This window comes from Rasiella sp. SM2506 (assembly GCF_050859505.1).
In the GTDB taxonomy this organism is placed as follows: Bacteria; Bacteroidota; Bacteroidia; order Flavobacteriales; family Flavobacteriaceae; genus Marinirhabdus.
Map to the genome: position 1 here is coordinate 1386467 of NZ_CP193934.1, position 15231 is coordinate 1401697.

Consider the following 15231-nt stretch of genomic DNA (forward strand, 5'->3'; position numbering starts at 1 on the left):
ATGAAGCAGCTTACTAAAACATATCTATTACTTGCATTATTGGCATCCCCTTTTATCTATGCTCAAGATGGGATACCCGTATATTCAGATTATTTTGCTGACAATCTTTACTTGTTACATCCATCTATGGCTGGAGGAGCAGATTATGGTAAATTGAGATTAACGGCACGACAACAATGGTTTGATCAAGACGATGCTCCTAATGTCCAAACCTTAAGTTTTAATACAAGGCTTAGTGAGAGTTCGGGAATTGGTGCTATTATCTTTAATGATAAAAACGGTTTTCACTCTCAAACGGGAGGATTTTTGACGTATGCGCACCATCTCTCATTTTCTAGGAGGAGTTCAGAGTTAAATCAGCTTTCTTTTGGATTGAGTGCGGGAATTATTCAGTCTCAACTAGATGAAACTCAATTTGATCCAAACGATTTCGATCCAATAATTGCTGGGATTGTACAAAGTAGTTCTTATATAAATATAGATACAGGGGTTTCCTATAACTTAGGTAATTTTTCAAGCCACTTTACGGTGAAGAATCTTTTATTTCGAAATAGAAAATTGAATTCAGAGCAATTTGAACCTAACAATCAACGATCCTATAATCTTACTTCTGCCTATTTTATAGTACCCTCTAAAGGTCTTTGGGCGTATGAGCCGTCATTCCTATTTCAATGGAAAGAACGCACAGGAGAACAGACTATAGATGTTAATGCAAAAGTATATAGAGAATTAGACTTCGCACGAATTTGGGGAGGCTTGTCTTACCGAAGAAGTTTTGACGGTGCCGAATTTATAGACGGACAAGAAATTACAAATCAAAAACTTCAGTATTTTACACCTGTATTAGGGATAAATTACAAGAAATTTATAGTTGCATATACCTACTCTTTCCAGACGGGAAGTGTGCGATTTCAAAATGGCGGCTATCACCAAATAACGCTAGGTTATAATATCTTTGAAGGGAATATTGGACGAACATGGTCGCAGGATATGCAGTATAATGGTATGCTAAGACCCAACACTAAATAAAATGAAAACCCCCAATTTGGGGGTTTTTAAGTACTATACTTCTTGAGCAAACAGTAGTACGTATGTTACTGCCAGGTATAGTTTTTTCGTTTTGCCTGTTTCTTTAAAACTTGGATCATTGCGCTTTCTAAGGCATTGCTATTTTCTCCTTTATTTTTAGTTATGTAATTGCGTCTTTTGGTAGTTAGGGTCGCTATTTCATCCTGAATACGGGCACGCTCATTGCCTTGTTTTTCAACATAGCTTTTTATCTGGGCTGTAGTTTTTCCTTTTAGGTTGTCTGGCAGCTCTTCTTTTTTAAGCTTGGAATAGTCAAAATCTTTCTCTTTTTCAGCATCTACAAGATCCCACGTTTCGTTTTTATACAAATGAGAGCCTTTGGATATAGTCCGGCTTACGGCATTTGCTTTACTATACGATACAGCATTATCATCTTGCTCCTCTTGTAAGGCAATTTTATTTCTACCGTATGTTCCATAAGGAACATACGTTTGGTTTAGCTGAATATTAAGTTGTAAAATTAAATCGTCATAAGGCGAGGCAACGTGTACGGTGTGCTGGTTATGATCTATGGCCATATAATCGCCATACGTCAATATAGCGCCATCTTCCCAATTGGAATCTACGCCCTGTTTAAAATTCCCGCAAAAGATAGTATTTACTACAATGCCTTTTTCTTTAGCATCTGCAGCCGCATCTTTATAATGTATTTTTCCCTGGGTAAAAGATTCGTTCCCTGCTATAAAAATCATTTTGAGATCATCCTCATTTTTACCCCATTCCAAATCGTCTAAAGAAGCCTTTATTACAGTTCCGCAGTATTCGCTGCCACCATTCGTGGTCAGTGAAAATAATTCTTTTGAAATTGTATCTAAATCGTCTGTAAACGAGATAATTTTTCTTATAAATCCTTTTCCCTCACTTAGGCCATCATTGCCATATTCGTAGAGTGCAATTTCCAAGTTTGGGCGTTCTTGGTTAGAACGTGCTTGCGACAGTTCGTTCACGATTTCCCACAATTGAGCTTTTGCTTGATCAATAAGGCCGTCCATACTATTGCTGGTGTCTAACAATAAGGCTACTTTAATAGTATGTTTTTTTGAAACGGTAGCTGTCGCCTCAGCAATTGCTACAGCTGTTTTGTTCGTTTCGGTCTCGGCCTTGCAAGCGGTTATTCCCAGTACAAGAGCCAGTGCGAATAGGGTGTGTATTGTTTTCATGTTTCTTTATTTTAAGACATACCAAACCTACTTTCAACTTAATTCTTGTACAACTAGCGATGAGGGAAAGCACCCTTTGATTGCGTGAAAAAGACAGTTGTGTTAGGGAAACCACTAAAACTACTCCTTCTATTTTATACATCATAAAATTGTAACTTTAAAAAGTGTATCACAATATGTATGTTTACACTTTCAAAATAAGTATGAGAACCGTATTGCTATCTATTTTTATGTTTCTAATCCTGGGTACGGGATATGCACAGGTGCGTAAAACTTCAAAAGACTCCTTTGTGCTTAAAGGTGTTGTGGTTGAAGACGAAACCAATAAACCCATTGCAAGGGTAAATGTAGAAACAAATAATGGCGCATATACAACCACGAATGGGAATGGTGAATTCTCTATTTCGGTAGAAATTGGAGACGAATTAAGTATTAAAAGTGATGCCTTCAAAACGGTGTATTATACCATTAAGGATTCCCAAAAAATTACCATTAAGGTTCAAAAAGCTGAAGAGGGCGCAATACATGAACCTGTGGTTTCGAGTAGTTCTAAGAAGGATTTGTTTTCAGTGTATATAGATTCGGCTAAGGTATTTCTTAAAAAAGATGCTGGAAAGAGTATTGGATATGTTACGAAAGCATTGCAGCCGTATCGGGGTACTTCCGTAACAAAAAAACAAAATGCTATTGCCTTTGAAACCTTGGGTGATATAAACCTTTTCTGGAAACAGCCCGATCTAGCCATTGATAATTATAAGCGTAGTATTTCAGAAGTTGAAACCTTAGATGGACGTATAAAACTGGCACATGCTTTTAGGATGAATAGTAACTACCAGGAGAGCCTTTCGCTGAACAAAGAATTGCTGAAAGCTTCCTTAAGCAACTATCAAAAAGTAACTGTGTATGAAGGTTTGGGGGATGCGTATAAAGCTATTAACGACCATGTGAAGAGTGTTTTTAATTATCAAAAAGGATTGGATGTGGCAAATGCGCATCGTATCACTCCCAAGATAACCGACCTAAACTCTAAAATTGCCGAAGTGTATTCTATAAGCGGAGCCTCGGAAGAAGCAGCCCAGTATTTTGATAACTCCCTTAACCTCGCTCAAAAAGAAAATCCAAAACGAGCCGTAGAGGAAAAAAATAAGGTGGCCGATTTTTATAACCGAAACCGAAATTTTGACAAAGAAATTAAGCTGCGAAATGAAATTCTAAATGAGTTAAAAGATATCGACGATTCCGAAGCGGTAACCGAAGAAGTGCAAAACAGCCCATTAACACCGCAGCGGCAAAATTACTATACTGCCAATGCATATATTTCTCAGGACAGGTATAACGAAGCAATTCCGTATTTGGAGAAAAGTATTTCTGAAGCCGAATCTAAAGAAGACCTGGTGGTAGAGAAAGACGCTACCCGTAAACTATCTGAAGTTTATAAAGGAATAGGGAATTTCAGTAAAGCCGCCGAAAATTATGAACGCTATGTGGCTGTTTTAGACGAACTCTATGTTAAAAAAGAACAGGAATTATCTCAGGCTACTCGGTTTAACAAAGAAATTGCGCTAAAGCAAAACCGGATTACCAGTTTAGAGAACGAGCGTGAACTCAATGAAAGCCGATACAAACTGGCTTTCGAAAACCAAAATCTCATTCAAAAAAATAACCGTGTCCAGCAGTGGGTCATCGCGTCTTTGGTGCTCGTTGCGCTGCTGTTGCTATTTGCTGCCTACGCACAATACAAGAGCGTAAAACAACAACGGTACGCAAATAATGTGCTGGCCTTAAAATCGTTGCGCACACAAATGAATCCGCATTTTATATTCAATGCGTTAAATTCGGTGAATAGTTTTATTGCCATGAGCGATGAGCGTGCAGCCAATAAATATTTGAGTGAATTCTCACAATTAATGCGCAATGTGTTGGAAAATAGTGATGAGGATTTTATTCCGTTGCGCAAAGAAATTGAATTGCTGGAACTGTATGTAAAGTTAGAGCATTTCCGGTTTAAGGATAAATTTGACTATGCGATTACGGTAGATGAAAATTTGCAGCTTTCAGAGTTTGTGATTCCACCTATGTTATTGCAGCCTTATGTTGAAAACGCCGTCTGGCATGGACTTCGATATAAAGAAGAAAAAGGTGCTTTAACCATTCATTTTAAGCAATTAAATCCTGAAACGGTTATTATCACCATAACCGATGACGGTATAGGACGCACGAAATCTAAACTGCTAAAAACTGAAAACCAGAAGAAACAGAAGAGTAAAGGCATGGGAAATATTCAGAAAAGAATTACCATCTTAAACGAGATGCATAAAGACAAAGTAGCTGTGGCCATACACAATGTTTCTGAAAACGAAGAAGGCACTCAAGTTGTCTTAACGCTGAAAAAAGATTAAAATATCCCCACCCGGCCTCCCCAGACGGGAGGTGGAGCCACAAACAATAAACCATAAATAACACAGAGTATGAACCTACGTACCATCATAGTTGAAGACGAAGAAACCAGCAGGGATATCTTAAAGAATTATCTCGCAAAATACTGTCCCAAAGTTGAAGTGCTGGGAGAGGCAGCCAATGTGGATGAAGCTTTGGTGCTCATTCGTACTCATGAATTAGATATGGTTTTTCTTGACGTAGAAATGCCCTACGGAAACGCTTTCGATTTGTTGGATAGAGTAGGAGATAGATCTTTTGAGACCGTTTTTGTAACTGCTTATAACCATTATGCAATTGACGCCCTTAATGCGCACGCGTCGTATTATTTACTGAAACCGATAGATATAGATACATTAATTGATGCAGTAGATTATGTACACGAGATTAAAACAAAGGAAAACGCACTTCAAAATGCTGTGTTACAACCTAAAATTACACACGTAACCGGTAAAATAACCATTCCGGTGCAAAACGGATTTGAAGTTTTGCAAGTAGAGGACATTCTCTACTGCCAGGCAGACGATAACTACACCAATATTTATCTGGGAAACAAAAAAAAATTGGTGAGTAAAACGCTAAAATATTTTGAGGATGCTCTAAAAGAAAATGGTTTTGCCCGAGTACATAAAAGTTATTTGGTGAACGTGAACGCCATCACTGAGTATAAAAAGGGAAAAGGAGGAAGTGTTGTGCTTTCTAGCGGTAAAGAAATCATGGTAAGTCCTTCCAAAAAGAAAGATTTATTGGCGTTTTTTAGCTAGTTGCAGTCAATAGGATGGAAGAACGACGAGGGATCATATTCGAGTTAGGTTCACTACATTTAATTTTAGGATTAGCTAGGTGTGTGATGTTTCCTAAGGTCGACATGATTTCGCTCATTAAAATTCTTTTTTTTGAATAGCTATTTTCCCTTGAAATTCTTTCAGCAAAAATTCAAGCGTGCTGGTTTCAGCATTTGTGAAAAACTGAAGTGTTGGTGCCTTTTTTTCTTCTGAAAGCAAATCGATCTCTTGTAGCATGATCTTAGTTTGTCTTGCTACAGCTTCTCCAGAATCTATAATTGTTACCGTGTCGGGAAGAATTTCTTTTAATTGCGGAATTAAATATGGATAGTGACTACATCCCAATACCAGATAATCTATATTGGCAACAAGCATAGGAGCGGTATACTTAATTAATAATTTGCGTAATTCTAAGCTTTCTATGGCGCCATTTTCTATTAAAGTAACTAATCCCTCGCCTACAATTTCTACTACGGAAATATCCTTTGTAAAAGCTTCAGAAGTTTTATGGAACAAGGCACTACTTAAGGTGCCCTTAGTGGCTAAAATACCAATGCTTTTAGAATGCGTCCCTAATGCAGCAGGTTTAATGGCTGGTTCAATACCAATAATAGGAATTTTAAATTTTTTGCGAAGCAGGTCAATAGCATTCGTTGTGGCTGTATTACAGGCAACTACTATTATTTTGCATCCCATAGCAACAAGTGCTTCGGTATTTTTAATACTTAGCTCCACAATATTAGCTTCGGATCTATTTCCGTAGGGTGCATTAGCACTGTCGGCCAGATAGATGGTATTTTCATTTGGAAGCAATTGATGTATTTCTTTCCAAATAGAAGAACCACCTACACCAGAGTCAAAAATACCTATGGGAGCGTCTTTTTTCATTGCTTAAAGATAGTAAAAACAAAAAAGCCCATCACAAGGACGAGCTTTCATATTTTTTAAAAAAGAAGAAGTTAGATTCCTAATTCCTTTTTTACATCTGCAATAAGGTCTTTACCATCTGCTAGTAAAATTCCACCTCCTGGAGTCGCATCCAAAACATATTGGAAACCTTGTGCTTTAGCAACTTTTTGGATAGCTAGACGTGCTTTGTCTAAGATTGGTTGTAGGATATCAACTTCTTTTTTCTGAAGGTCCTGCATAGCCTGTTGGTTAAATGCCTGAATGTTTCCTTGCATTCCCTGTACTTCCTGTACTCGCTTTGAATTCTCTTCATCTGTTTTTGTACCAGCTTCCGAGTCATACTTTTTTGCCAAAGTTTCAAGTTCCTTATACATGTCTTTCAACTGCGTGTCGTAGGTTTTCTTTAATTTTTCCAATTGACCTTGAGCTGCTTTCATTTCTGGCATTGCTTCTACCAAATCTTGAGTATTAATGTGAGCTATTTTGGACTGCGCATTGGTAAGGCTAGTTCCTGCTACAAATAGTACTACTACAATTGCTATTACTTTTAATCGTTTCATTTTAGTTTAATTTATTAAGTGTTATTTAGATAAAGGTATTATTTTTTTTTATTTCCGCCGTCGTCGTCATCGCCGTCATCACCACTGGGAGGCACTCCGGAGTTACCACCATTTCTAGCATTGACTATAGAATCCTTACGTCTTTGACGAACGTCTAAGAGACTGTCTCTTCTTTTTTGGAACTCAGCTTTCTTAACATCACGAATTGAGTCTCTTACTCTCTTACGATCTGCCATAGCAGCTTCACGGTCATTCTTTTTGTCTTCTACTATTTTTTCACGTTCCGTTACTACTGCATCTTCTTCGTCACTTAAGCTTTCCCGTTGTTCAACTTCTTTTTTCTCTCTACGAGTGGTAACTTCTTTACGTTTGTTATTACGGTTAATACTTCTTAGTACTGTTTCGCTAATATCATTTCGTTTTGCAGCAAAAAGCATTACAACATCTGCCGATTTGTCAAAAATAAAGTCATATTTTTTTGCTTCAGCAATTTCCTGAACAATATTGAATACTTGATCTTGTATGGGTTGCACCAGTTGTCTGCGTTGAATGATAAGGTCTCCATTAGGTCCAAAACGATCCTGTTGGTACTTAATCATTTCGTCTTCCTTAATTTTAACTTCTTCCTCCCGTTCTTCAATAAGCTCTTTGGTAAGGAGTACACGTTCATTGGCAAGATTCAATTTCATTTGGTCAATTTCTTGACTCTTTTTTTGAATGTCTGCTTTCCATCGTTGTACTTTACCGTCTAGTTGCGTTGCTGCCTCCTGATATTCTGGCACACTTTCTAGGATGTATTCCATGTCTATGTAGCCTATACGGACGCCTCTTTGGGCATCTGCTGTAAAAGAGATGCTTAAAAACGCTAATGAGATTGCAAGTAATTTTAGTGTTTTCATAATTGTTGGTTGTGGTTTAAGAAAATATCGTGCCAATATTAAAATTGTTGTCCAATAATAAAATGTACTTCCCAGCCATTTGGTTCAGTTCCACCTAAAATTGGGTCGAAACCATATCCAAAATCTATACCTAAAAGTCCAAATGCCGGCATAAATATACGTAATCCTGCGCCAGCAGACCTACTAATGCTGAATGGATTATAATCTCGGAAGCCGTCATACGCTGCTCCTCCTTCTACAAATGTAAGCGCATATATTGATGCCAATTGACTTAAGGTAATAGGGTATCTTACTTCTAACGAAAATTTATTGTAAATGGTATTTCCGTCATTATCTGAAAGTGATTGGTTAGGATATCCACGTAGTTGAATTACTTCACGACCATCCAAACTGAAAGATCCTAAGCCATCTCCACCCACGAAGAAACGTTCAAAAGGAGGGATGCCTCGATCGTTATTATAGGCTCCTAAGAAACCAAATTCCGACTTGGTGCGCAGTACTAAATCACCTGCAATACGAGTGTACCAATCTCCAGAAAATTTAATTTTATAATATTCCAGCCAGTTAAATCTTTTCTGATCTATTTCTGCAATACGTTCTCTTGTATCTACGCTAGTAGGATTATCTTCCAGAAATGCTTGTAAGTCATCTCTTTCGTCTCTTAAAGAATTATAATCTACCCCATTAAAAGAAGAATAAGGCAACGTTAATTTTGCAGAAATGCTCCAGTTAGATCCTGAAACCGGATAAATAGGGTTTGTAGCAGTATTGTTTCGGCTTAATCCTATAGTGTAGGCTAAATTATTTGAATAGCCATCCCCAAAGGTAAAGAGTCCTGTATTATAGTTTTTTAAATTATAATGCTGAAAACTAATCGCTTGAGAAAATGTGAAATAATCATCGGGCCATTGTAAGCGTTTTGCTATACCTACCGAACCTCCGGTAATTAGAAAACGACTGTCTTTATTTACATCTCGAGTTTGAAAGTCGTACAAATATTGAATGGTATGAGAAAAAGAGGTGCTTAGCTGAACAGGTTTCTTACCTCCCAACCAAGGTTCTACTAACGATAAACTATAGGTTTGATAAAAACTACTAGCCTGTGCCCGTAAGGACAATTTTTGACCATCTCCCATAGGTAAGGGTTTGTAAGCTTCACCGTTAAAAATATTTCGTAAAGAAAAGTTGTTAAAAGACAATCCTAAAGTCCCTACAAAACCTCCACCACCATAACCACCTTGTAGCTCTATCTGGCTGGATCCTTTTTCTACGACGCTATATTCTAAATCTACTAAACCGTTATTTTCATCCACAAAAACAAAATTAGGAGAAAGTTGTTCTGCATCAAAATAGCCCAATTGGCCTAACTCACGAATGGTTCTTACTACATTGCGTTTACTGTATTTTTGTCCTGGACGGGTACGTAGTTCACGATAGATAACGTGATCGTTCGTTTTTTCGTTTCCTACTACTGTAATATGGTCAAAGTAAAATTCTTTATTTTCTATAATCCGTATTTCAAAATCGATGGTATCTTGACGTATAGCAACTTCAACAGGATTAATTCTTGCAGCCAGATATCCATTGTTTTGATACAGGTTGGTTAAATCGTTTGCATCTGGATCTGTATTATCTTCTATACGTTCTTGTAGAAGTACCCCATTGTAAGGTTCTCCTTTTTGAATACCAAGTAATTGACGCAATTGACCATCTGTGTATTTGCTGTTTCCAATAAAACGAATATCTCCAAAATAGTAGCGCTTTCCTTCTTCAATATTGAGGTCTAGTGAAATGTTTTTCTCATCGTAAACTATTAAAGTGTCGCTTGTAATACGAGCATCACGATATCCATTGGCCTTATACTTCGTGATAATTTTTGCTTTGTCTTCGATAAAAGTTTCTTCGGCATATTTAGAACGTTTCCAAAATCGAAAGAAGTTTTTACGCTTCGTATTTTTCATGGCACCTCTTAACTTAGCATCGCTTAATGCGTCGTTTCCGTTAAAGTTAATTTTTTTGACTTTTACACGTTCATTTTTATCGATACGTATCAACATGTTTTTTCCAACTTCAACACCAGTAGAGTCTATATAAGGAGTAGTGCTAATAGCAACTTGGGTATTTAAAAAACCGTTTTCTTTATTTTTATTGGCAATGTTGTTTTTGGTTGTAGTGATAAGATTTTTAGTAATCTTTTTACCCGTTACCAGATCATTGTCTTTAATAATATCTTTCTTTTTACCTTTTCTAATCCCTTCTATGGTAACCTCGTTTAATTTTGGAAGTTCTACAATGTAAAGTTCAAGGTCTACAAGGTCTCCGTCAATATTCGTTACATAAAAAGCGATGTCACTAAATAGATTTTGGTCCCAGAGTTTTTTGGTAACAGAGCTTAATCGTTCTCCGGGAATGTACAGGCGTTCACCTTCTTTTAGTCCGGTAAAAGCAATTACAGTTTGCTCGTTAAAACCTTGCGCACCGGTAACTGTTACACTGTTTAGGGTGTATTTTCTTCCGCTGTCCAGTTGTTTTTGTTGTGCCATTGTACTGCCAGCAAGAAATACTGTGACTACAAGTAGACAAAATAACTTTTTAGGTATGTGCAATACTATACTATTGTTCAAGTTGTTCACTAGTCTTTCCAAATCTTCGTTCTCTTTTTTGATAATTTAATATTGCTTCAAAAAGATGGTTTTTTCTATAATCGGGCCAAAGGGTTTCGGTAAAAAACAATTCAGCATAAGCAATTTGCCATAATAGAAAATTACTAATCCGTTGTTCACCACTGGTGCGTATCAATAAGTCCACGTCTGGTAAATCGCGGGTGTAAAGATGATTATTTATAGTTGCTTCATCTATTTCAGACGGCGAAATTAGGTTATTTTTAACTTTATGGCTAATCTCTTGGATGGTTTTTACAATTTCCTCACGAGAACCGTAACTTAGTGCCAGTGTGAGTGTCATGCGTTTGTTGTCCTTTGTTTTTTCTATGACGTCCAACAATTCGTTTTTAGCTTTTTTTGGAAGTGCGTCTAAATTTCCAATGGCGTTTAAACGAATATCATTTTTTTCGAGTGTTTTTATTTCTTTTTTTAATGACGAAACTAACAATCTCATCAAGGTTTCTACTTCTAATCTGGGTCTGTTCCAATTTTCGGTAGAAAAAGCGTACAGGGTGAGGTAATCAATTTTTAATTCGGCACTGGCTTCTACAATTTCACGAACTGCTTTGGTGCCATTTTCGTGGCCTATGGTTCTAAACAGCCCTTGCTTTTTAGCCCAACGACCGTTGCCATCCATTATAACGGCGATATGCCGTGGGAGTTTGCTTTGGTCTATTTGTGCTTGTAAGCTCATATTAAAAATTACAGTAACAAGGTTTCCTTCCAAAAGTGAAGGTTAATGTTAGCCCGGTAAATACATACCAATCGTCACTATTTGTATTTCCAAATTTTAAACCTGGTTCGTTTTCCAACCCTTTTACGGGGTTGCTACCATCCAGATCATCTGTAAAGGTATAACGCGCCCCAATTTCAAATCCTAATACCAACTTTGTGCCCAAGGTGGTTTTATAACCTACTACCATTGGAATGGCAAGTGTTCCGGCTTGGTCATAATCTACAATTAAGTCGCTGCCAGATCTTTTGAAAAGCGCTTTATACGTAAAATACGTTAGTCCTGTGTACAAATAAGGAGTGGAAACGGGTTGCCCACGATACATATTGAAATCCCAAAAGGTGTATTCTACCCCTAATGAAAATTCCGTTATTGTGTTTTTAAATTGATAACCACGTTCTTGTCGCCTGGATTCACTAGACTTTGCGTCGTCGCCACTAATTCCTGCAATTAGAGCGGATGCTCTAAAAGAATGTCGTGCACTTCTGTTCCATTTAAAAACCCCTCCAACTACTACATCGCTAGGCGAAATATAATTGGTTTTACCTATATCTCCTATGTAATTAGCGCCTCCTATAAAACCACCAACCTCGTAGGTTTGAGCCTTTATTGAAAATACACTTATTACCACTATAAAAACGGTCGCGAAATACTTCATATACCTTAAAAAGTTTGCAAATATAACAATAAACTCCGCTCTACCATAAGTGAAGCGGAATTGTCTCAGTTGATTAACAAACTTTACTGGTTTTTATTGTTTCAAATTTCGCTTGTCTTCGCCCCACAGTAACTTTTTTCTTAGTGTTTTTATAAAACTATTATCCAGCAGCTGTACTAATTTTATAGTAAAGGGCGCTTTCTGTACAGTAAGACGAGTGTTATTTGTAAATGTTGCAATACGGGAGTCCAAAGACACCAAATAAGATTTTTCACGTCCTGAAACCTGTAGGGTAATTTTGCTGGAATCTGGCAATACCAAAGGTCTGGCGCTTAAGTTATGTGGCGCGATGGGTGTAATTACTAGGCTGTTGTTACTTGGGTCTATCACCGGCCCGCCACAACTTAAAGAGTATCCTGTAGAGCCGGTTGGGGTAGCTAAAATGAGTCCGTCGCTCCAGTAAGAGGTAAGATATTTGTCGTCAACTTCTGTTTCTACTTTAATCATGGAAGTAGTATTCTTTCGGTTAATGGCAACTTCGTTTAAAGCAAAATTTAATTCTGAAATTTCTGGATTATGAGGTTCCGAAGTAAGTTGAAGTAAGCTTCTTTCCGATATAGAATATGCACCTTCCAGTATTTGATTAATGCTTTCTGAAATGTTTTCTTTCTGAATGGTCGCTAAAAAACCAAGCCTACCTGTATTAATGCCTACAATAGGAATTCCTAAATCCTGAACATATGTAATAGATTTTAAAATAGTTCCATCACCACCAATACTAAAGAAGAGGTCATAACTTATGTCAAGCTTCGTAAATGTCTTAAACGCCGAAGTGGTTTCAACACCGTCGTTATCGTTAATGATGTCCATAAAATCCTTTTCAATAAGAACCTCATGCTCTTTTTTTCGAAGCGCATCTAAAATTATCTGAATGTATTGTTCAGAATTTTTATGATAAAACTGTCCGTAAATACCAATCTTCATCTTTTAAATATTTAGGTATTTATCTAGGTAATTAGAACGTTTTTTCAAATCTTCTAAAAACTTGTCTTCTTCGTGATTGCTTACTACAGTGTAGCTGTACCTGCGGAAAGTTTGCACTATGGCATTCATTCCTTGATGCCCTATTTTAAGCGTTATTTGGGCTAGATCATTGTCACTTTTCGAAATAAAAGCTCCAAATATCTTTGCATCGTTGGTTTCAACTATTTGAGAAATTTCACTAAAAGAATAATCATTTACTCCTTTCTCCACGACAATAATTCCGCCTGCTTCATTCATAAAAGGCGTGTCATTAAAGCAGTGCATAATATCATTTAACTCATAGTAACCAAGGTATGAATTGTCATTGTCCAGGACTGGCATAATATTGCTGTTATGAAGCGCAAAAGCTTCCAGAATATCTAACCAATGTGTGGTTTTTTTTACAAAAAACGGCTCTAAAGCGTACTGGTAGTCTGTAAGTGATTTATCGTTTTCAAAACAATGGGCGTCTGTTTCAGAAACACAGCCCATAAATTCGCCATTTTTCTCTATAATAAGATGTGAATAGGTTAACTGATTAAAAGTTTCCTGTATCACTTTTATAGAAGCCGAAATAGGAAAGGCTTCAATATCGTTTATAATGTAGTTTATGGTGTTCAAAGCAAATTGATTTTAAGTGGGTTGGTAACAAAAACACATTCTTTGTGATTTGCTGCCAAAGACAATTTAATTTTTATGCAAATTACTCAAAATATGCCTTTAAAGCTGAAAGGCAAGTTTGTATTTTTGTTACTAGATATACTGTTATGACAAAGTTAAGTGTAAATATCAATAAAATAGCCACATTGCGTAACGCAAGAGGCGGAAATATGCCCAATGTAGTACAAGTGGCTAAAGATGCTGAAAGGTTTGGTGCGCAGGGAATTACCATTCATCCGCGACCAGACGAACGACACATTCGGTATGAGGACGCGCGTGACTTAAAGAAAATAGTTACGACCGAGTTTAATATTGAAGGAAACCCAATAGATAAATTCTTGGATTTAGTACTGGAGCTGAAGCCTACGCAAGCTACTTTAGTTCCAGATGCCGTCAATGCGATTACGTCAAACGCTGGATGGGATACGCAAAAGCACAAAGATTATTTGAAAGAGGTAATTTCAGAATTAAAGAGAAATGGAATTCGTACATCTATTTTCGTAGACCCAACTCCTGCAATAATTGAAGGTGCTGCCGAAACAGGAGCCGATAGAATAGAATTGTATACCGAAGAATTTGCACATTACTATAGTTTAGGAAATAAAGAAGCCATCCATCCATACACTCAGTGTGCCGAATTGGCGCACAAACTAGGTTTGGGAATTAATGCGGGTCACGATTTATCGCTTCAGAACATTCAGTTTTTTAAGGAGTACGTTCCGCATCTGTTGGAAGTTTCTATTGGTCACGCACTTGTTTGCGAGGCGTTGTACGAAGGGTTGGAGTCTGTAATTAAACAGTATTTAATAAAACTGAAATGATCCTACACTCACAAATACTAGGAGAAGGCACCCCGTTTATTATTTTACACGGATTTTTAGGTTCGGGCGATAATTGGAAAACTCTGGGGAATCAATTTGCTGAAGATGGCTACCAAGTGCATTTAGTAGACCAGCGAAATCACGGACGTAGTTTTCATTCAGAAAATTTCAGCTATGAGATTATGGCGGAAGATTTACTGAAATACCTACAACATCATAATATAGAAGAATGCCTCCTTTTAGGACATTCTATGGGCGGTAAAACAGCGATGCAATTTGCAGTAAACCATTCTGAAAAAGTTTTAAAGTTGTTGGTGGCAGATATTGGTCCCAAAGCGTATCCGCAACACCATCAGGATATTTTAAAAGCATTGTCTTTACTGGATTTTTCTAAAATAAAATCTAGAGGGGAAGCAGATCAAGTGCTTTCAGAATATATTCAAGATGTAGGAACCCGTCAATTTTTGTTGAAGAATGTATACTGGAAAGAAAAGGGGGCCTTGGGATTACGAATACATTTACCAGTACTTTCAGAAAAAATAACTGAGGTTGGAAAGGCGCTTCCAGAAGATTCAGTTTTTATAAAGCCCACCCTGTTTTTAAGAGGAGAAAAGTCTGGATATATAGAAGAAATAGACAAATTAGTAATTCACAAACATTTTCCGAAAGCAGAAATAGTAACGGTTTCAGATGCTGGGCATTGGCTTCACGCAGAAAATCCTTCCGAATTTTACCAAAATGTTATCAAATTTTTATAACATTGCAAAGGAAAATTTATTATGTATGCATAATAAATTTTTGATTAGGGTATAATTACGTATCTTGATTTCATCAT

At 37.0% G+C, this 15231-nt stretch carries 14 protein-coding genes; 5 read left to right on the forward strand and 9 right to left on the reverse strand.

Features of this window, described 5'->3' with window-relative positions; genetic code table 11:
• Window positions 1–1029 carry a PorP/SprF family type IX secretion system membrane protein gene (locus tag ACQ2HF_RS06260; RefSeq protein WP_432412671.1) on the forward strand — a complete coding sequence of 343 codons (1029 nt, stop codon included), beginning with the start codon at window positions 1–3 and terminating at the stop codon, window positions 1027–1029.
• 65 nt (window positions 1030–1094) lie between these two features.
• On the opposite strand, the gene ACQ2HF_RS06265 is transcribed toward ACQ2HF_RS06260, so the two are convergent.
• Window positions 1095–2249 carry a vWA domain-containing protein gene (locus ACQ2HF_RS06265; RefSeq protein WP_432412672.1) on the reverse strand — a complete coding sequence of 385 codons (1155 nt, stop codon included), beginning with the start codon at window positions 2247–2249 and terminating at the stop codon, window positions 1095–1097.
• Window positions 2250–2452: 203 nt separating this feature from the next.
• Here ACQ2HF_RS06265 and ACQ2HF_RS06270 point away from each other — a divergent pair, with 203 nt between their 5' ends.
• Window positions 2453–4648: a histidine kinase gene (locus ACQ2HF_RS06270; RefSeq protein ID WP_432412673.1), complete on the forward strand. Its 2196-nt coding sequence runs from the start codon at window positions 2453–2455 to the stop codon at window positions 4646–4648.
• Between the two features lie 69 nt (window positions 4649–4717).
• On the forward strand, window positions 4718–5449 hold the full coding sequence (locus tag ACQ2HF_RS06275) for a LytR/AlgR family response regulator transcription factor (RefSeq protein WP_432412674.1): 732 nt from the start codon (window positions 4718–4720) through the stop codon (window positions 5447–5449).
• Window positions 5450–5566: 117 nt separating this feature from the next.
• On the opposite strand, the gene murI is transcribed toward ACQ2HF_RS06275, so the two are convergent.
• The 8 genes from murI to ACQ2HF_RS06315 form a co-directional block, all read right to left on the reverse strand.
• The gene (murI, locus tag ACQ2HF_RS06280; RefSeq protein ID WP_432412675.1) at window positions 5567–6358 is read right to left on the reverse strand and encodes a glutamate racemase; all 792 of its coding nucleotides are present in this window, start codon (window positions 6356–6358) and stop codon (window positions 5567–5569) included.
• 71 nt (window positions 6359–6429) lie between these two features.
• Window positions 6430–6939 carry an OmpH family outer membrane protein gene (locus ACQ2HF_RS06285; protein ID WP_432412676.1) on the reverse strand — a complete coding sequence of 170 codons (510 nt, stop codon included), beginning with the start codon at window positions 6937–6939 and terminating at the stop codon, window positions 6430–6432.
• A gap of 38 nt (window positions 6940–6977) precedes the next feature.
• Window positions 6978–7838, reverse strand: coding sequence for an OmpH family outer membrane protein (locus tag ACQ2HF_RS06290; RefSeq protein WP_432412677.1), 861 nt, complete (start codon window positions 7836–7838; stop codon window positions 6978–6980).
• Window positions 7839–7876: 38 nt separating this feature from the next.
• Entirely contained in the window at window positions 7877–10381 is a 2505-nt protein-coding gene (locus tag ACQ2HF_RS06295; protein ID WP_432412678.1) for a BamA/OMP85 family outer membrane protein, read from the reverse strand.
• A gap of 70 nt (window positions 10382–10451) precedes the next feature.
• Window positions 10452–11195 (reverse strand): isoprenyl transferase, encoded by a 744-nt coding sequence (locus tag ACQ2HF_RS06300; RefSeq protein WP_432413059.1) that lies wholly within the window; start codon window positions 11193–11195, stop codon window positions 10452–10454.
• A 1-nt stretch (window position 11196) separates the two neighbouring features.
• Window positions 11197–11892 (reverse strand): DUF6089 family protein, encoded by a 696-nt coding sequence (locus ACQ2HF_RS06305; RefSeq protein WP_432412679.1) that lies wholly within the window; start codon window positions 11890–11892, stop codon window positions 11197–11199.
• Between the two features lie 93 nt (window positions 11893–11985).
• Window positions 11986–12876: an NAD kinase gene (locus tag ACQ2HF_RS06310; RefSeq protein ID WP_432412680.1), complete on the reverse strand. Its 891-nt coding sequence runs from the start codon at window positions 12874–12876 to the stop codon at window positions 11986–11988.
• A gap of 3 nt (window positions 12877–12879) precedes the next feature.
• Window positions 12880–13536, reverse strand: coding sequence for an acetoin utilization protein acuB (locus ACQ2HF_RS06315; protein WP_432412681.1), 657 nt, complete (start codon window positions 13534–13536; stop codon window positions 12880–12882).
• Window positions 13537–13682: 146 nt separating this feature from the next.
• Between ACQ2HF_RS06315 and ACQ2HF_RS06320 the strand changes: the two genes are divergently transcribed.
• Both ACQ2HF_RS06320 and ACQ2HF_RS06325 read left to right on the forward strand, forming a co-directional pair.
• Window positions 13683–14396, forward strand: coding sequence for a pyridoxine 5'-phosphate synthase (locus ACQ2HF_RS06320; RefSeq protein ID WP_432412682.1), 714 nt, complete (start codon window positions 13683–13685; stop codon window positions 14394–14396).
• Window positions 14393–15154, forward strand: coding sequence for an alpha/beta fold hydrolase (locus tag ACQ2HF_RS06325; RefSeq protein ID WP_432412683.1), 762 nt, complete (start codon window positions 14393–14395; stop codon window positions 15152–15154). Before ACQ2HF_RS06320 ends, ACQ2HF_RS06325 begins: the two co-directional genes overlap by 4 nt.
• The last annotated feature ends 77 nt before the right edge of the window (window positions 15155–15231 follow it).